We start from the raw sequence: 16,414 nt of genomic DNA, 5'->3' as shown, positions 1-16,414 counted from the left end.
TGCGAAGGAGGATCTCATGCCATCGCGTGTGCCGCCGTATCCACTGTTCGACGCGGACAACCACCTGTATGAGACGGAGGATGCGCTCACCCGGTACCTGCCCAAGCAGTACGCGAGCGCCATTCAGTACGTGCAGGTGAAAGGCCGTACGAAGATCGCCATCCGCGGTCAGATCAGCGACTACATTCCCAACCCCACCTTCGAGGTCGTCGCCCGGCCCGGCGCGTGGGAGGACTACTTCCGTGAGGGGAACCCGGAGGGCAAGTCCCACCGGGAGCTGTTCGGCGAGCCGATGCGGTCGATCCCCGCGTTCCGCGAGCCCGGGCCCCGCCTGGCGCTCATGGACGACCTGGGCATCCAGCAGACGCTGATGTTCCCGACCCTCGCCAGCCTGGTCGAGGAACGCATGCGGGACGACCCGGAGCTGATCCACGTCGTCGTCCACGCCCTCAACCAATGGCTGCACGAGACCTGGCAGTTCAACTACAAGAACCGCATTTTCACCACCCCGGTGATCAGCCTGCCGATCCTGGACAAGGCGATCGCCGAACTGGAGTGGTGCCTTGAGCGCGGAGCGAGGGCCATTCTCATCCGGCCCGCCCCGGTCCCCGGCTACGGCGGCTCGCGGTCCTTCGCGCTGCCGGAGTTCGACCCCTTCTGGAAGCGGGTCGAGGAGGCGGGGGTGCTGGTGGCCATGCACTCCTCCGACAGCGGCTACTCGCGCTACTCCAGCGACTGGGAGGGTAAGAGCCAGGAGATGACGCCGTTCCAGGCGCAGGTCTTCCGGATGATGTCCGAGTGGCGGCCGGTCACCGACGCGGTCGCGTCCTGGGTCTGCCACGGAGCCCTGTTCCGCTTCCCGGAACTGAAGGTCTCGGTCATCGAGAACGGCTCTTCCTGGCTGCTGCCTCTGCTCGACCAACTGGGCAGCACCTACAAGAAGCAGCCGAAGGGCTTCCTGGGCGACCCGGTCGAAGAGGTCAGGAAGCGCATCCATATCAGCCCGTTCTGGGAGGAGGACATGGCCGCGCTCTCCGAAGTCGTCGGAGTCGAGCGCGTCCTGTTCGGGTCCGACTATCCGCACCCCGAGGGGCTGGCCGACCCGGTCTCCTACATCGACGCGCTCCAGGGCATGAAGGAGGCCGACCAGGCCAAGATCATGGGCGGCAACCTCGCCCGGTTGATCGGCGTATGACCTGGGAGAGCATCCCGCGGATGGTGCTGAGCGCGGCCGACCGCTTCGGTGATGCCGAAGCTGTGGTGGACGGCCCGCTCCGCCTCACGTTCACCGAGCTGGTCGAGCGGGTGCGTGTGGCTGCGGGTGCGTTCGCGTCGGCCGGGGTGGAGCAGGGCGACCGGGTCGCGATCTGGGCGCCCAACTCCGCCGAGTGGATCGTCGCGGCCTTCGGTCTGATGACGACGGGCGGTGTGGTGGTGCCAGTGAACACCCGGTTCAAGGCGGACGAGGCGCACGACATCATCGTGCGCAGCGGTGCGAAGGCCGTTCTCGTCCAGGAGGGCTTCCTCGGTCTGGACTTCAAAGCACCGCCCGGTGTGCCGGTGATCGACCTCAAGTCCGGCTTCCTGGCGAGCGGTTCACCCTTCGAGCGGAAGGTGACCGGCGACCAGGTCAGCGACATCGTGTTCACCTCGGGCACCACCGGCCGGCCCAAGGGCGTCCTGATGACCCACGCCCAGACGCTCCGCCTGTACGCGGAGTGGTGCGACCTGGCCGGGGTCCGGGAGGGTGACCGCTATCTGATCGTCAACCCGTTCTTCCACATCTTCGGCTTCAAGGCGGGCATGGTCGCGTCGCTCATCCGCGGCATGACCATCCTCCCCGTGCCCGTCTTCGACGTGGACACCGTCCTCGACCTGGTCGAGCGCGAGAAGGTGACGGTCCTGCCCGGCCCGCCCACGCTCTACCACTCCCTGCTCACCGACCGCGGCACAAGAGACCTGTCCTCACTGCGAGTTGCGGTGACCGGGGCCGCCGACATCCCGGTCGAACTGATCCGCCGCGTGATGACGGAACTGCCCTTCACCTCGATCATGACGGGCTACGGCCTGACCGAGGCGGGCACGGCCACCGCCACCCGGCCCGGCGACTCCTTCGAGGACATCGCCACCACCGTCGGCACCCCTTGCGACGGCGTCGAGGTCCAAGTCGCCGACGACGGCGAGGTGTTGGTCCGCGGCTACAGCGTGATGCGCGGCTACTTCAACGACCCCGACGCGACCGCCGAGGCCATCGACGAGGACGGCTGGCTGCACACCGGGGACCTCGGAACGCTCGACGAGCGTGGCTATTTGAGGATCGTCGGCCGCAAGAAGGACATGTTCATCGTCGGCGGCTTCAACGCCTACCCGGCCGAGATCGAGGGCTTCCTGATGGAACACCCGGCGGTCGCCCAGGCCGCCGTGATCGGCGTCCCGGACGAACGGATGGGACAGGTCGGCAAGGCCTTCGTCGTCCTCCGACAGTCGCTGACCGCCGACGAGTTGATCGAGTGGAGCCGGCTCCGCATGGCCGGGTTCAAGGTGCCCCGGACCGTGGAGTTCCGCACGGAACTGCCGCTGAACGCCACCGGAAAAGTGATGAAGGACCTCCTGCGATGACGCCTCCCACACCGCCCCAGGGCGACGACCTCGTCCGGACCGCGTCCGGCCTGCCCCTCAAACCGGTCTACGGCCCCGACGACGTCGGCACCGCACCGCCCGCGCCGGGCAACTTCCCCTTCACGCGCGGCAATTACGCCACCGGCTACCGGGGCCGGCTGTGGACACTGCGCCAGTACTCCGGCTTCGGCACCGCCGAATCCTCCAACCTCCGTTACCACTACCTCCTCAAGCAGGGCGGCACCGGACTCTCCGTGGCGCTCGACCTGCCCACGCAGTGCGGCTACGACTCCGACGACCCCGAAGTGACCGAGGAGGTCGGCCGCGTGGGCGTCGCCGTCGACACACTCGCCGACGCCGAGGTCCTCTTCGAGGGCATCCCCCTCGACAGGATCAGCACCAGCTTCACCATCAACGGCACGGCCGCGATCCTGCTCGCCTTCTATGTCGCCGCCGCCGAACGGGCGGGCGTGCCCCGGGCGAAACTCACCGGGACGATCCAGAACGACATCCTCAAGGAGTACGCGTCCAGGGGCACTTGGATCTGGCCCGCCGAACCCTCCCTGCGACTCATCGCCGACACCATCGAGTTCTGCGCGGCCGAGGTACCGCGCTTCAATGCGATCTCGGTCGCCGGCTCGCACTTCCGCGACGCGGGCGCCAACGCCGTACAGGAGATGGCGTTCACGCTCGCGGACGGGGTCACCTACTGCGACACGGTGCTGGCCCGCGGCCGTATGACGATCGATCAGTTCGCCCCGCAGGTCTCCTTCTTCTTCTACACGCACGGCGACTTCTTCGAAGAGGTCGCCAAGTACCGTGCCGGACGCAGGCGGTGGGCGACCATCGTGCGCGAACGGTACGGGGCGGACAGCGACAAGGCCGCCATGTTCCGCTTCGGCTGCGTCGCCGGAGGCGCCTCCCTGTACGCGCCCCAGGCGCAGAACAACACCGTCCGCGTCGCCTACGAGGCACTCGCCTCGGTCCTCGGCGGCGTCCAGTCGATGTTCACGGCCGCCTGGGACGAACCGTTCGCCCTGCCCAGCGAGGAGTCGGCGACACTCGCGCTGCGCACACAGCAGATTCTCGCTCATGAGACGGGCGTTACCAGGGTCGCGGACCCGCTGGGCGGCTCGTACTTCGTGGAGGCGCTCACCGACGCCACCGAGGCCCGCATCGTCGAGATCATGGACGACCTGGAGCGCTACGGCGGCATGGTCCGCGCCATCGAGGACGGCTACCTGCAGACCCTCATCGCCGACGAGGCCTACCAGTTGCACCGCGAGGTCGAGGCGGGCACCCGGCCGGTCGTCGGCGTCAACCGCTTCGTCGCGGACGAGCCACCGCCCGACCTCGCCACGTACGAACTCGACGCGGAGGGCCGCGACCGGCAGCTGAAACGGCTCGCCGACGTGAAGGCCACCCGCGACGCATCCGTCGTACGGCAACGCCTCGCCGAACTGACCCGCGCCGCGGAAGGTACCGAGAACCTCATGCCCATCCTGATCGACTGCGCCAACGCCTACTGCACGGTCGGCGAGATGGTGGCCGCGCTGAAGGCGGTCTGGGGCGAGTTCCAGCAGCCGGTGGTGTTCTGATGAAAGCCCGCGTACTGGTCGCCAAGCCGGGGCTCGACGGACACGACCGCGGGGCCAAGATCGTCGCGCGGACCCTGCGCGACGCGGGCTTCGAGGTCATCTTCACCGGGATCCGGCAGCGCGTCGACGACATCGTGGCCGTCGCTGTCCAGGAGGACGTCGCCGTGGTCGGCCTCAGCATCCTCTCCGGCGCGCACCTCGCTCTCACCACCCGAGTAATCGAGGCACTGCGCGCCACGGGGTCCGAGGACATCGCCGTCGTGGTGGGCGGCACCATCCCGCCGGCCGACGTGCCGAAGCTGCTCACCGCGGGAGCCGCCGCGGTCTTCCCGACGGGCACGCCGCTCGACGCCCTCGTGGCCAAGATGCGCGCTCTGACATCCGTCACCTCGCCATGACCCGGCGCCGACCCGAAAACCTGGAGGCAGCGTGCGTATCGGAGTGATGATCGGGCCCGAACGCGGGGACTCGGTCCGCAAGGTCACGCGGATGATCGACGACGTGACATGGGCCGAGAAGGCGGGCTTCGACACCGTGTGGGTGCCGCAGATCCCGACCGACTTCGACGCGCTCACCGCGATCGCGCTGATGGGCGCGCGCACCGAGCGGATCGAACTCGGCACCGCCGTCGTGCCGTTGCAGGCCCAGCACCCCATCGCCCTTGCCCGGCAGGCGATTTCGGCCCAGGCCGCGGCGGGCGGACGCCTCGCCCTTGGCCTCGGACCGTCCCACCACTGGATCATCCGGGACATGCTGGGACTGCCGTACGAGAAACCGGCCGCCTTCACCCGCGACTACCTGGACGTCCTGGACGCCGTGTTCGGCGGAACGGACATGGTCGATGTCGAGAACGACACTTTCACCGTCCACAACCCGCTCACCCTCGCGCCGGTCTCCCCGTTGCCGGTCCTGATCGCGGCCCTCGGCCCGGTCATGTTGCGCCTCGCCGGAGAGCGGGCCGACGGGACCGTCCTGTGGATGGCCGACGAACGCGCCGTCGCCGAACACGTCGTCCCCCGCATCACCAAGGCCGCCGAGAGCGCCGGACGCCCGGCACCGCGGATCGTCGCGGGCATCCCGGTCTGCCTGTGCGGCCCCGACCGCGTCGACGAGGCCCGCGAACGCGCCAACCGCATCCTCGGCGAGGCCGAGATCTCGCCCAACTACCAACGCGTTCTTGAGTACGGCGACGCCCGCGACGTCGGCGACCTGTGCGCGGCGGGCGACGAGAACGCCATTGCCGCCCGCTTCAAGCGGTTCGCGGACGCCGGGGTCACCGATCTCTCTGTACGGCTGCTGCCCATCGGCGACAACCGCGACGAACTGGTCGCCTCCAAGTACCGCACCCGCGACATGCTCGCCGCCCTCGCCGCGGACCTGCGATGACCACCGGACCGCTCGACGGCATCCGCATCCTGGAGGTCGGCCACATGCTGGCCGGCCCCTACGCCACGATGATGCTCGCCGATCTCGGCGCCGAGGTCACCAAGATCGAACCGCCGGGCGGGGACATCTCCCGCCAGGTGAGCGACGCCTACTTCGCCAGCCTCAACCGCGGCAAACGCAGCATCCGCCTCGACCTCACGACCGACCACGGACAGGCCAGGCTCGGTGAACTCGTCGCCGACGCCCACGCGTTGCTCGTCAACCTCAAACCGTCGGCCATCCACCGGCTGGGCCTGACCTACGACGTGCTGCGCAAGTGGAACGACCGGATCGTGTGCGTCGCGCTCACCGGATACGGACTGGAGGCGGGCGACGAGCCCGCCTTCGACTATGTGGTGCAGGCGGCCACGGGTGTCGCCGCGCTGACCGGAGACCCGGACGCGCCGCCGACCCTGCCCGGCTACTCCTCGGCCGACAACTCCTCAGGCCTGACAGCCGCGTTGGGGCTCCTCGCCCAGATCGTCTCCGGGCGCGGCGGCCAAGTGGAGGTGTCGCTGAGGGATGTGATGCTCTCTCAGCTCAACTACCGTGCCTCCGCCTACCTCAACGAGGGCGTCGAACCACGCCGGCTGCCGCTCGGCGCGCACTCCTACTACGTACCGGCCCAGCTCTTTCCCACCGCCGAGGGCTACTTGGCGCTCTTCATCACCCACGACGGCTTCTGGAAGTCCTTCGCCGCCGAGGCCGGCGTCCAGGGATTCCCCACCATGGCCGAACGCGCGGAGCGGCGGGAGGAGGTGCTCGCCGCCGTGACCGACGCCCTGGCGGGGGACACCGCCGCGGCCTGGGAGGCGCGGCTGCGCCCGCTCGGGGTGCCCGCCGCCGCCGTACGCACGCTGCCGCAGGCGCTGGCGGCGACACCGGAGACGGTGGTGACGGCGGGGGACTTCCGGCTGGTGCGCAGTTCCGTGCGGGTCGAGGGGTACGAGCCGGAGTACGGGCCGCCGCCCCGCCTGGGTGAGCATGACGTTTCCGGGGTGGTGGGGGAGTCGTGAGGGCGGAGGACCAGTTCCATCTCGGGTTTGTCGTCGAGGACTTCGAGGGGACGCTGGCCGAGTTCTCGGCCGCGTTCGGGTACGAGTGGTGCGCCGAGATCGGCGGGGCGGTACCGCTGACGCTGCCGACCGGAAACGCCGTTCTCGACATCAGCTGCGCCTACTCCCGGACGGTGCCCCGGCTGGAGATCGTCCGCCGCATCCCGGGAACGCTGTGGGAACCGGTGGCGGGCGGCGGTGTGCACCACGTCGGCTACTGGTCCGACGACGTCGCCGCGGACGCGGCCGAACTCATCGGGCAGGGCTTCGTGACCGAGGCGAGCCGGTCCGCTTCCGGCGGCGCGCCCTTCGCCTTTCTGCGCGGGCCGAGCGGGCTGCTCGTGGAACTCGTGGACCGGGTGGCGCGGCCGGGACTGGAGAAGGTCTGGGGTCACGGAGAAGGGGACGTATGACGATCGTAGGCATCGCGACCGGCGCGGGGCGCGGCATGGGACTGGCCTGCGCGCGGCGGCTCACCGAACTGGTGGACACGCTGCTGCTGGTGGACCGGGACGAGCCGGCCGTGACCGCCGCGGCGAAGGAACTGGCCGCCGCGGACGGGGAGATCGAGGTCGAACCCTTCGTCCTCGACATCACCGACAGGGCCGGACTGTCCCGACTCACCGCCCGCGTCGCCGAGTTGGGCTCCCTGAGGGCCGTCTCGCACGCCGCCGGGATCTCGCCCACCATGGCCGACTGGCGGCGCATCTTCGAGGTCGACCTCGTCGGCACCGCGCGCCTGGCCGAGGCACTCCGCCCGCTCGCCACCAAGGGGACCGCGATGGTGTGCTTCGCCTCGATGGCCCCGCTCCTCGGCAATCTGGAGGCCGATCCCGTCGTAGTCGCGATCCTCGACGATCCGCTCCGTGAGGATTTTCTCGACCGGCTGCGCGAGGCCCTCGGGCCCGCTGTGGAGAACACCGGTCTCGCATACGCGTGGGCCAAGCACGGGGTGCACCGGTTCGTACGGCGGGAGGCGGTGCGGCTCGGGCCGTACGGCGCCCGGGTGTGTTCCGTCTCGCCGGGCGTCATCGACACCCCTCAGGGGCAACAGGAGGCCTCGGCCCAGCCCGCCATGGCCGCTCTGGTGGAGCAGACGCCGCTCGGGCGGGTGGGCCGGGCCGAGGACGTCGCGGCCGCGGTGGCGTTCCTGCTGTCGGACGAGGCCGCTTTCGTTTCCGGAATCGACGTTCTCGTCGACGGTGGGGTCTGTGCGGCGGTGCGAGAACGCGCCGGGCGGTGACCGGTCGGCGGTCGGCGAAGGAGGCGCGCTACCGAGGGAGCGCGCCGTTCCCTCAGCGCCGACGGCCGCTGCTGCGCCGGGCGGACCAGCCGGACCCCACGCCCGCCGAGTGCGCGGCGAGGAAGGCGAGCCCGAGCAGCATGAGGCTCGTCGAGCTGAAGACGATCTGCGTCGACGTCTCGGTGACACGGATGATGAAGGCGATGAAGAAGAGCGCGGCCGCCACGAATGCAAGCATCTGTTAACCCCTACGGATAGACGGCGAGCGACCGGTGATCCCGGTGGCTGCGCCGTTGTCTCCCGAGTGCCCCCGAAGATGCCGAACAGTCATGCGTATCCCGCGTCTCCCGCAGGCCAACTGCCTTTCAGGCAAGGGATTCCGAGCGCTGGACGGTCCCCGTGAGGCCGGTGGCGTCCTGGCCCGCGAGGAGCACGGCGGCCCGCGCCATCGCCTCCGGAGGCTCCACCATCTCCGGCGGGATCTCCCGGCCCCCGCCACTCGCCTGCCAGCCCTCCGTGAGCACCACCCGTGACGGAGCAAGGCAGTTGACGGCGATGTTGTCCTTCTTCAAGTCGGCGGCGAGGCCCAGGTAGAGACGCTCGACGGCCGCCTTGGACACCCAGTACGCGTTCGCACCCCGGTCCGTCATGCCCACCCCGCCGGTCGTCACGGCCACCAACGAGCCACCGCCACGCGCCCGTACATGCGGAATCACCGCCCGGGTCACCAGGAACACCCCGGTCAGATTGACGTCCAGCGACAACTGCCAGCGCTTGAGCGGCGTCGACTCGACCGGGCCCAGCCACAGCACCCCGGCATTGGCGATGAGAATGTCGATCCCGCCGAACTCCGCGACGGCGGCGGCGACAGCCGCGTCGACCGACGCCTCGTCGCTCACGTCGCAGGGCACCGGCAGCGCACGTCCGCCCGCCGCGGTGATCCGGTCCGCGACCGAGTGGATCGTCCCGGGCAGCCGGCCCTCCCGCTCGGAACGCGCGGCCACGGCGACCGAGGCACCCGCCTCCGCGAGCGCCACCGCGACCGTACGGCCGATGCCGCGGCTGGCGCCCGCGACGAACGCGACCTTGCCCTTCAACTGCCCGCCCCGGCCTGTCACTTGACTCATGCCGGTTACTTCGGCGGGAACCGGAGGGCGCCGTCGAGACGGACGACCTCGCCGTTGAGATAGTCGTTCTCGACGATGTGCTGCACGAGACCCGCGTACTCGACCGGCAGCCCCATGCGCTTCGGATACGGGATCTGCGGCCCCCAGTAGGCCTCCAACTGGTCGCCCGCCCTGCCGTAGGCCGGCGTGTTGAAGGTGCCCGGCGCGATCGTGACGACCCGGATGCCGAGCGGGGAGAGGTCGCGGGCGGCGACCAGGGTCATGCTGACGACCCCGCCCTTCGCTGCCGCGTAAGGGAGTTGGCCGATCTGGCCCTCGTACGCGGCGATCGAGGCCGTGCTCACGATGACGCCCCGGCCGCCCTCGGCGGGCTCCTGCCGGGCGATGGCGGCTGCGGCCAGCCGCATCACGTTGAACACGCCGGTGAGATACACGTCGATCGTCGTACGGAAGCCCGCGAGGTCGAGGGGTGAACCATCCTTGCCGACGAGCCGGCCACCGCTCGCCGGACCGCCGTGCGCGTCCACCGAGATGCGGAGCGGTCCCGCCGACTCCGCCTCGGCCAGGGCCGCTTGGACATCGTCCTCGGAGGTGGCGTCGGTGCGCACGTAGCGCACACCCAACTCCTGCTCCAGGGCCTTGCCCTTCTCGTCGGCCAGATCGGCTACGACGACCTTCGCTCCCACCGCGTGCAGCCGACGGACGGTGGCCGCGCCCAGGCCGCCCGCCCCGCCGACGACCACCGCGGAGCTCCCACTGATCTGCATCAAGGATTTCCTCTCTTGCGAACAGCGCTCTAGTGAGATGAGAATAGCATTCTCATGAACATAACCATGATTCTGGAGATGGTGGCCTCGGACGGCGACCGACCGGTGGTGACGGCGAACGGCCGCTCCCTGACCGCCTCGGACCTGCGCGCCCGCGCCCGCGCCGCCGCGCACCGCTTCCGGGGCCGTCCGGCCGTGCTCTATCTGAGCCCCAGTCACCTCGCCTACCCGGTGGCCCTGTTCGGTGCCGCCCTGGCGAGCATCCCGTTCATCCCCCTCAACTACCGCCTCGGCGAAGAGCAGTTGGCCCGCCTCCTGGCCCGCCACCCCGAGGCCCTCGTACTGCGCCCCGCCGACCTCGACGCACTACTGAGCGCCGAAGAGGACGCTGAAGAGAGGTTCGACGCAGCGGAGTTGGCCCAGGACCAGGACGCCGTAGCCGTGGTGCTCTACACGAGCGGCACGACCGCCGAACCTAAGGCCGCATTGCTGCGCCACCGGCACCTGCTCGCCTACGTCCTCAACACCCAGGAGTTCGCCTCCGCCGAGGAAGGCGACGCGGCGCTCGTTGCCGTACCGCCGTACCACGTGGCCGGGTTGATGAACCTGCTCACGAACCTCTACTCGGGCCGCCGCCTGGTCTACCTGTCCGCCTTCGACGCGGGGGAGTGGCTGGAGACCGCGCGCCGCGAACAGGTCACCCACGCACTCGTCGTCCCCACCATGCTGGCCCGCATCGTCGCCGAGGTCCCGGCCGACGACGCCCACACTCCCATGCTCCGGAGCCTCGCCTACGGCGGCGCCAGGACCCCGCGACCTGTGGTGGAACGGGCGTTGGAGATCTTCCCAGGCACGGGGTTCGTCAACGCGTACGGCCTGACGGAGACGGCCTCCTCGGTCGCGGTCCTCGGGCCCGACGACCACCGCGAGGCACTGGCGTCGGCCGACCCGGCCGTACGGGACCGACTCGGTTCCGTGGGACGGGCCTTGCCCGGCATCGAGATCGAGATCCGTGACGACGACGGGAAACCGGCCCGTGCTGGGGAGACGGGGCTCGTGTTCGTGCGCGGGGAGCAGATATCCGGAGAGTACGGCGGACGCAGCGCTCTCGACGCTGGGGGCACCTCTCAGCCCCCTGGGGCCGGGGGAGATTGGTTCTCCACCCGGGACCGGGGCCGACTGGACCCCGACGGCTATCTGTTCATCGAGGGACGCGCCGACGACACCATCATTCGCGGCGGTGAGAACATCGCTCCCGCCGAGATAGAGGACGTTCTCGTCGCCCACCCCGGGATCGTCGAGGCGGCGGTGATCGGCGTGCCCGACCCCGAGTGGGGGCAGCGGATCGTGGCCGTCGTGGTCGGCGAGGGCGACCCGGCCGAGGTCCGCCAGTGGGTCAAGGACCGGCTTCGCTCCTCCAAGACCCCCGACGCGATCGTGTTCCGCGCCGAACTCCCCAAGACCGAGACCGGAAAGCTGCTGCGCCGCACCCTGCTCGCCGAGTTGGAGACCACCCATGCCTGAAGCAGTCCTCGTGTCCGCCCTGCGCACCCCCGTCGGCACCGCCGTCAAGGGCACCCTGCGCGACACCACCGCGTTCGACCTGGCCCACCACATCGTCGCCGCCGCAGCCGCCACGGACGACCTCGACCCGGACGCGATCGACGACGTGATCCTCGGCGAGGGCCTGTACGGCGGCGGGGTCGTTGCCCGGCACGCGGCGCTGACCGTCGGCCTCACCTCCGTACCGGGCCTCGCGTACAACCGCCACTGCGCCGCCGGACTCGCCGCCGTGCAGAGCGCGGCGGCGAGCATCCGCGCGGGCATGGACGAACTCGTCATCGCCGGCGGCGTCAACTCGGCTTCCACGTCCCCGAAACAGCGTTTCCGCGTCGACGGGGAGTGGGTCGAACCATGGAGCCCGCCCACGCACCCCGACCGGCCCGACGCCCCCAACCTGGACATGTCGATCACGGTCGGCTGGAACACCGCCGTACGGGCGGGCCTCAGCCGCGCCGACATGGACGCATGGGCCCTGCGCTCCCACCAGAACGCCATTCGCGCCATCGACGAAGGCCGTTTCGACGCCGAGTTGGTGCCCATCGACACACCGCACGGACTGTTCTCCGTCGACGAACACCCCCGCCGCACCACCAGCCTGGAGAAGCTCGCCTCGCTCAAGCCGCTCCACCCGGAGATCGACGGCTTCTCCATCACCGCCGGCAACGCGGGCGGCGCCAACGACGGTGCCGCCGCCCTGGTGGTGGCCAGCGATCGGCTGAGCCTGCCCGCCCTCGCCGTCGTCCGCTCCTGGGCCTCGGTCGGCGCCGACCCCGCCGAGACGGGCCTCACCCCGGTGAAGGTGATCCCCAAAGCCCTTGCCCGCGCCGGACTTTCGACCTCCGACGTCGACCTCTTCGAGATCAACGAGGCCTTCGCCGCCGTACCGGTCGCCGCGGTGAAACTGCTCGGCCTCGACCCCGACCGCGTCAACGTCAATGGCAGCGGCTGCTCCCTCGGTCACCCGGTCGCCGCGACCGGCGCCCGGATGCTCGTCACGCTCGTGCACGAACTGCGCCGTCGCGGCGGCGGCATCGGCGTCGCCGCGATGTGCGCGGGCGGCGGCATGGGCTCGGCCACGGTCATCGAGGTACTCGCGCCATAGTCCGTCACCTGTTGGTTGGTTGCGGTGGTGGAGAGCGTCGACGACGTGAAGGGAACAGTGTGGAGGGCTTGAAGGAGAAGGCCGTTCTCGTCGCCGGCGCGGCCACCGGACTGGGCGCCGCCTCCGCCCGGCGGCTCGCGGACGAGGGCGCCCGGGTCGTCGTCGGCGATCGAGACCTGGACGGAGCCCGACGGACCGCCACGGCCATCGGTGACGCCGGTGGCCAGGCGGTCGCGGTGGGCTTCGACATCGCCGACGAGGCCTCGGTCCGCGAACTCGTGCGGACCACCGTGCGGACGTACGGCGGTCTCGACGCCGTGCACATCAACGCGGGCGACATGGGCGCGGTCTCCCAGGACACCGACGTCGTCGACATGGACCTCGCGGTGTGGGACCGGACGTTCGCCGTCAATCTGCGGGGCCACATGCTCGTCACGCGGTATGCCGTTCCCGAACTCCTGGCCCGGGGCGGCGGCGCGATCGTCTACACCTCGTCCATCGCGGCCTTCACCGGCGAGGCCGCGCGCCCCGCGTACTCGGCGACCAAGGCGGGCATCAACGCCCTCGCCCGGCATGTCGCCTCGCGCTGGGGCAGGGAGGGCATCCGCGCCAACGCCGTCGCACCGGGCCTGATCCTGACGCAGGCCATCCAGGAGGGCGCGGCCCCCGACCTCCTGGAGGCGCTGCTCGCCCGCACCCGCAGCACCCGGCACGGACGGGCCGACGACATCGCCGGCATGGTGGCCCACCTCATGTCCGCCGACGGAGCCTGGATCAACGGCCAGGTCATCAACGTCGACGGCGGCACCGTCATGCGCTGAACGGGCCCCGGCACGCCCATTTCTGGGGGTACCGCTTCTTCCTCGGTGAAAAGGCGGGGATCGACCCTGCCCTCAATTCGCAGCGGTGGCACGAGATTTGGCACCCACACGGGCTGACCCGTGCGGGGCAGGGCAGCCAGGATCTCGTCCCAGACACCGCAGTTGCGCCAGGTCTGGTAGCGGGAGTGGATGCACTTCCACGTACCGAACCGCTCGGGGAGCTGCTCCCACAGGATGCCCGCGAAGCACCCGGCGATGATCGCGATCAAGATCGTGACCTGAGCCTCGTGCTTCCTGTTCCTTGGGGGTTCGTCCCCGGACCCCGAGAACTGCGGACCGTTCTGCGTTGCCGTCATGGCTCGCTCGTCCTTCGTCAGCCGCCTGTGAAGGATGACCTGTCGGATTCGGGCTCGAAGTTGCCCGGCCGCACACTCGCGGCTTCACCCCAAGGGCTGCTCGGCCCGGTCGTGGCGTCAGCGCCAACCGCGGCTGTCACGTGGGGTGTTGAGCACCGCCACAAGAGGTAGGTGCCGGCGTGTGCCCAGGGGCTGACCGTCCTCGTGCGCACGCGCCCCGCCAGCGGGTGGCCCGTCCCGGTGCTCCGTGGGGTCTCCGGCGGCCTCTTGTGGGCGGGCGGGGCGTCCGGCCGCGCCTGCCAGCACGGGGTCGGAAATCAGTTACGCGGCTTCAGCTCACTGCCGCACTAGCGCCCCCCGGTCCCGGTAGAGTTGGGACAAATGTAAGCGAGCATGCAGCGAGCCTGGATCCGACGTTCCAGGTCAAGGGCAACGCCGTCCTTCGCACAAATTGCAGGCATGAGAGGACAACCGGCTCCGCGCCGGGCTCTAGCCAAGCCCCCTCCATGAGCCCCATACGTCGGTGGGCCTCAGCAAGACCACACGTGCGTCACGTGGTGGTCGGGCTGAGGTCTGACACCTGGTCCGATCACCGGAAAGGTAATTCGGACCGTTGAACCTCTCTCTCGGTGTAAAGGCGCTCATCGTCGTCATCTGCGCCCTGGTGTCCACCATCGTGGCCCTGGTGGGCGGCTTCCTGAGCCACACCCCTGGCGCGCGGAAAGCAGTGGCGGTGCTCTTCGGCGGCGGCGTCTTCGGCGGATGCATGATCCTCTGCATGACCGTGCTCACCGCGCTCGGCCTGTTGTGAACGCGCGGAAGCCCTGGGGTGCTAACTGCAGACCCCAGGGCTTCAGTTGGTTGGCGGTCTTTGGTGACCGATCGCCAAATTCGGTCGCCCGTGCTAGCGTTGTGCTACAGCCCGTTCATTGAGCTATTGCTACGGCCGGTTCGATTCCGGCAATCACACTTACGGTTGGTCTGGCACTCTGGCACTTCTACGAGTTCATCAAGGTCATTCGCACGCTCCGTAAGGGCAAAACCCGGGGCACATGCCCTAGCAATACAATTTCAAATCGCAAGGTGGAGGTTGGCATGAAGTTTATTGAATTCATTATGTCAACTGTAAGCGTCGTTGTTGGCGTGGGCCACGTGGTCGTAGCTGAGTGAACGGTCTATTGCGAAGGGGCGCCCCACATGACGGGGCGCCCCTTCGTCATGTGCGCGCTCAGACTCTCGTGGCCGCCCAGGGCGTCCGACCGTAGATCCCCAGACTTTGCCCCCGAGACCCCACGGGGAGCCCTACGTTCCCGGCATGAGACTGACCCCTCTTGAAGCCACGCTGATAGGCACATTTCTTGGGGCCTCGGCCACACTTCTCGCTTCGGTGATCACCCAACGAGGCACTCGTTCGCGGGAGCGGGATCAGAGATTCTGGGAACATCGCGCTGACGCATTGGAGGAAACCCACCGCATCATGTTGGCGTTCGCTGCGGTCCGGAACGAGACCCTCGCGTCAAAGGCAGTTCCCGACGATCTAGACCCTGACCGCCCCGAGCAACCAGTGAGACTCATCGAGACCAAGATCGCCCTGTATGCACCAAGGGCTGTCGGGAAGGCTCACGCGGTTTGGTTCGAGTCCCTCAAAGCGTTCTTGGTCTCCTTCGTGGGATGGCAAGGCGAAGTCAATCGACTTGCAGGTTCAACAGAGCCCGAGGGTGCGCAGACGCTGATTGATGCGGCCTGGGCCATGGTGGAAGCACGAGGCGAAGAACTGAAACGCTCTGAAGATGCGCTGACGGAGGCCCTCCGCAAAGCCTCGTTGTTGCGCCCACAACGCGCATGGTGACGTAGCGAAGAGGAACGCTTCGCACCTCAACGGGGGTTGAGGGCTCGCCTCGCCGAGTTGATGACGTTGTGGGCGTCGGCGCCGTAGACCGCGGACTCGCGGAGAGAGTTCCAGATGCGCAGGTAGAGGGCGAGGGAGTCGGAGTCGTCGAGCCACATCTCGGCGTGCCAGGTCTCGGTGACCACCTGGCGGTCGTCGTAGATCCAGAAGCCCAGACCGGGCGGCGACTTCAGCGACGCGGTGAGCGGCACGATGCCCAGCTCCACGGTGTCCATGCCGATGGCGCCCGCCAGGCGGTCGAGCTGGGCGGTGAGCACCGAGGGCGGGCAGACCAGCGAGCGCAGCACCGGCTCCCACAAGATGACGTGGTACTTCCGGCCGCCGCTGTACAGCAGCTCCTGCCGCTTCATCCGGGCGCGTACGGCGGCCTCGATGTCGAGCGGAGACTTGTGCCGTTCGGCGGAGCGGGTCAGTACGGCGCGGGCGTAGTCGGGAGTCTGGAGGACGCCGACGACCCATGAGGATTCCCAGGCGCGCAACACCTTCGAGTTGGCCTGCGCCTCGTTGTGGGCGTCCTGGACGGGCTTGTGACCGCCGACCAGTTGCCTGCGCCACGAGCGGATGTGCGACTCGAACCCCGCCAGCCTGGCCCGCAGTTCCTCGTACAGGGCGGGCTGGCCGCACGCCGCCGCCCACGCGCGCAGGTCCTCCGGAGTGGCCGTCTGCTTGCCCAACTCCAGCTTCGAGACCTTGGAGTTGGACCAGCCGAGCCTGCGAGCCAGGGCGGTGCCGGTGAGCCGGCCATCAGAAGCCGAGAGCCGAAGTTCCCGGAGCCGAATCCCGAGCGCCTCGCGAGCCTGCTGATAGTCCGTACTCACCGGCACACACC

17 protein-coding genes, 1 pseudogene and 1 riboswitch are annotated in these 16,414 nt (G+C 69.3%); of the genes and pseudogenes, 13 read left to right on the top strand and 5 right to left on the bottom strand.

Going from position 1 to position 16,414, the window contains the following annotated elements; translation table 11 throughout:
- Positions 1 to 16: 16 nt before the first annotated feature.
- Genes OG407_RS03685 through OG407_RS03650 form a run of 8 tightly spaced genes read left to right on the top strand, consistent with a single transcriptional unit; the run spans position 17 to position 7,940 of the window.
- Entirely contained in the window at positions 17 to 1,195 is a 1,179-nt protein-coding gene (locus OG407_RS03685; RefSeq protein ID WP_033282959.1) for an amidohydrolase family protein, read from the top strand.
- Positions 1,192 to 2,619: a FadD3 family acyl-CoA ligase gene (locus OG407_RS03680; protein ID WP_405854938.1), complete on the top strand. Its 1,428-nt coding sequence runs from the start codon at positions 1,192 to 1,194 to the stop codon at positions 2,617 to 2,619. Before OG407_RS03685 ends, OG407_RS03680 begins: the two co-directional genes overlap by 4 nt.
- The gene (locus tag OG407_RS03675) at positions 2,616 to 4,217 is read left to right on the top strand and encodes a methylmalonyl-CoA mutase family protein (protein WP_405854936.1); all 1,602 of its coding nucleotides are present in this window, start codon (positions 2,616 to 2,618) and stop codon (positions 4,215 to 4,217) included. The genes OG407_RS03680 and OG407_RS03675 overlap by 4 nt, the downstream gene beginning before the upstream one ends.
- Positions 4,217 to 4,615, top strand: a complete 399-nt coding sequence (locus OG407_RS03670) for a cobalamin B12-binding domain-containing protein (RefSeq protein WP_405854934.1) — start codon at positions 4,217 to 4,219, stop codon at positions 4,613 to 4,615. The genes OG407_RS03675 and OG407_RS03670 overlap by 1 nt, the downstream gene beginning before the upstream one ends.
- Before the next feature lie 31 nt (positions 4,616 to 4,646).
- Positions 4,647 to 5,603, top strand: a complete 957-nt coding sequence (locus OG407_RS03665; RefSeq protein ID WP_405854932.1) for an LLM class F420-dependent oxidoreductase — start codon at positions 4,647 to 4,649, stop codon at positions 5,601 to 5,603.
- Positions 5,600 to 6,658, top strand: a complete 1,059-nt coding sequence (locus OG407_RS03660) for a CaiB/BaiF CoA transferase family protein (protein WP_405854930.1) — start codon at positions 5,600 to 5,602, stop codon at positions 6,656 to 6,658. The genes OG407_RS03665 and OG407_RS03660 overlap by 4 nt, the downstream gene beginning before the upstream one ends.
- The gene (locus OG407_RS03655; RefSeq protein WP_405854928.1) at positions 6,655 to 7,110 is read left to right on the top strand and encodes a VOC family protein; all 456 of its coding nucleotides are present in this window, start codon (positions 6,655 to 6,657) and stop codon (positions 7,108 to 7,110) included. Before OG407_RS03660 ends, OG407_RS03655 begins: the two co-directional genes overlap by 4 nt.
- On the top strand, positions 7,107 to 7,940 hold the full coding sequence (locus tag OG407_RS03650) for an SDR family oxidoreductase (protein WP_405854927.1): 834 nt from the start codon (positions 7,107 to 7,109) through the stop codon (positions 7,938 to 7,940). Before OG407_RS03655 ends, OG407_RS03650 begins: the two co-directional genes overlap by 4 nt.
- Before the next feature lie 52 nt (positions 7,941 to 7,992).
- Here the strand turns inward: OG407_RS03650 and OG407_RS03645 are convergent, their stop codons facing one another.
- The 3 genes from OG407_RS03645 to OG407_RS03635 form a co-directional block, all read right to left on the bottom strand.
- Positions 7,993 to 8,178, bottom strand: a complete 186-nt coding sequence (locus OG407_RS03645; RefSeq protein WP_328685609.1) for a hypothetical protein — start codon at positions 8,176 to 8,178, stop codon at positions 7,993 to 7,995.
- Between the two features lie 127 nt (positions 8,179 to 8,305).
- Positions 8,306 to 9,067 carry an SDR family NAD(P)-dependent oxidoreductase gene (locus OG407_RS03640; protein ID WP_405854925.1) on the bottom strand — a complete coding sequence of 254 codons (762 nt, stop codon included), beginning with the start codon at positions 9,065 to 9,067 and terminating at the stop codon, positions 8,306 to 8,308.
- Positions 9,068 to 9,072: 5 nt separating this feature from the next.
- Complete coding sequence (locus OG407_RS03635) at positions 9,073 to 9,834, bottom strand: SDR family NAD(P)-dependent oxidoreductase (protein WP_405854924.1); 762 nt, start codon at positions 9,832 to 9,834, stop codon at positions 9,073 to 9,075.
- A 54-nt stretch (positions 9,835 to 9,888) separates the two neighbouring features.
- On the opposite strand from OG407_RS03635, the gene OG407_RS03630 reads away from it, so the two are divergent.
- From OG407_RS03630 to OG407_RS03620, 3 genes are read left to right on the top strand one after another with little or no spacing between them, the layout of a single operon-like run.
- Complete coding sequence (locus OG407_RS03630) at positions 9,889 to 11,358, top strand: class I adenylate-forming enzyme family protein (RefSeq protein ID WP_405854922.1); 1,470 nt, start codon at positions 9,889 to 9,891, stop codon at positions 11,356 to 11,358.
- Complete coding sequence (locus tag OG407_RS03625; protein WP_405854920.1) at positions 11,351 to 12,499, top strand: thiolase family protein; 1,149 nt, start codon at positions 11,351 to 11,353, stop codon at positions 12,497 to 12,499. Before OG407_RS03630 ends, OG407_RS03625 begins: the two co-directional genes overlap by 8 nt.
- 59 nt (positions 12,500 to 12,558) lie before the next feature.
- Positions 12,559 to 13,320, top strand: a complete 762-nt coding sequence (locus OG407_RS03620) for an SDR family NAD(P)-dependent oxidoreductase (protein WP_405854918.1) — start codon at positions 12,559 to 12,561, stop codon at positions 13,318 to 13,320.
- A 152-nt stretch (positions 13,321 to 13,472) separates the two neighbouring features.
- On the opposite strand, the pseudogene OG407_RS03615 reads toward OG407_RS03620, so the two are convergent.
- Positions 13,473 to 13,676: pseudogene (locus tag OG407_RS03615) on the bottom strand (transposase); the annotation flags it as partial.
- Between the two features lie 7 nt (positions 13,677 to 13,683).
- Positions 13,684 to 13,809: riboswitch (cyclic di-AMP (ydaO/yuaA leader) on the bottom strand.
- A 480-nt stretch (positions 13,810 to 14,289) separates the two neighbouring features.
- Here OG407_RS03615 and OG407_RS03610 point away from each other — a divergent pair.
- Together OG407_RS03610 and OG407_RS03605 are read left to right on the top strand one after the other, a co-directional pair.
- Entirely contained in the window at positions 14,290 to 14,487 is a 198-nt protein-coding gene (locus OG407_RS03610; RefSeq protein ID WP_405854916.1) for a hypothetical protein, read from the top strand.
- A 504-nt stretch (positions 14,488 to 14,991) separates the two neighbouring features.
- Complete coding sequence (locus tag OG407_RS03605; protein ID WP_405854914.1) at positions 14,992 to 15,525, top strand: hypothetical protein; 534 nt, start codon at positions 14,992 to 14,994, stop codon at positions 15,523 to 15,525.
- A 26-nt stretch (positions 15,526 to 15,551) separates the two neighbouring features.
- Here OG407_RS03605 and OG407_RS03600 read toward each other — a convergent pair whose 3' ends face one another.
- Positions 15,552 to 16,403, bottom strand: a complete 852-nt coding sequence (locus OG407_RS03600; RefSeq protein WP_405854912.1) for a helix-turn-helix domain-containing protein — start codon at positions 16,401 to 16,403, stop codon at positions 15,552 to 15,554.
- Positions 16,404 to 16,414: the final 11 nt, after the last annotated feature.

Origin of the sequence: Streptomyces sp. NBC_01515, assembly GCF_045040345.1 — a bacterium.
Lineage (GTDB): Bacteria > Actinomycetota > Actinomycetes > Streptomycetales > Streptomycetaceae > Streptomyces.
Note: the sequence above shows the minus strand (reverse complement) of the source record. Positions and strands in the feature narration are given on the sequence as shown.

Coding starts and splice junctions, on each gene's coding strand:
- OG407_RS03685 (WP_033282959.1), top strand. CDS start 17: ATGCCATCGCGTGTGCCGCCGTATCCACTGTTCGACGCGGACAACCAC.
- OG407_RS03680 (WP_405854938.1), top strand. CDS start 1,192: ATGACCTGGGAGAGCATCCCGCGGATGGTGCTGAGCGCGGCCGACCGC.
- OG407_RS03675 (WP_405854936.1), top strand. CDS start 2,616: ATGACGCCTCCCACACCGCCCCAGGGCGACGACCTCGTCCGGACCGCG.
- OG407_RS03670 (WP_405854934.1), top strand. CDS start 4,217: ATGAAAGCCCGCGTACTGGTCGCCAAGCCGGGGCTCGACGGACACGAC.
- OG407_RS03660 (WP_405854930.1), top strand. CDS start 5,600: ATGACCACCGGACCGCTCGACGGCATCCGCATCCTGGAGGTCGGCCAC.
- OG407_RS03650 (WP_405854927.1), top strand. CDS start 7,107: ATGACGATCGTAGGCATCGCGACCGGCGCGGGGCGCGGCATGGGACTG.
- OG407_RS03645 (WP_328685609.1), bottom strand. CDS start 8,178: ATGCTTGCATTCGTGGCGGCCGCGCTCTTCTTCATCGCCTTCATCATC.
- OG407_RS03640 (WP_405854925.1), bottom strand. CDS start 9,067: ATGAGTCAAGTGACAGGCCGGGGCGGGCAGTTGAAGGGCAAGGTCGCG.
- OG407_RS03635 (WP_405854924.1), bottom strand. CDS start 9,834: ATGCAGATCAGTGGGAGCTCCGCGGTGGTCGTCGGCGGGGCGGGCGGC.
- OG407_RS03630 (WP_405854922.1), top strand. CDS start 9,889: ATGAACATAACCATGATTCTGGAGATGGTGGCCTCGGACGGCGACCGA.
- OG407_RS03625 (WP_405854920.1), top strand. CDS start 11,351: ATGCCTGAAGCAGTCCTCGTGTCCGCCCTGCGCACCCCCGTCGGCACC.
- OG407_RS03605 (WP_405854914.1), top strand. CDS start 14,992: ATGAGACTGACCCCTCTTGAAGCCACGCTGATAGGCACATTTCTTGGG.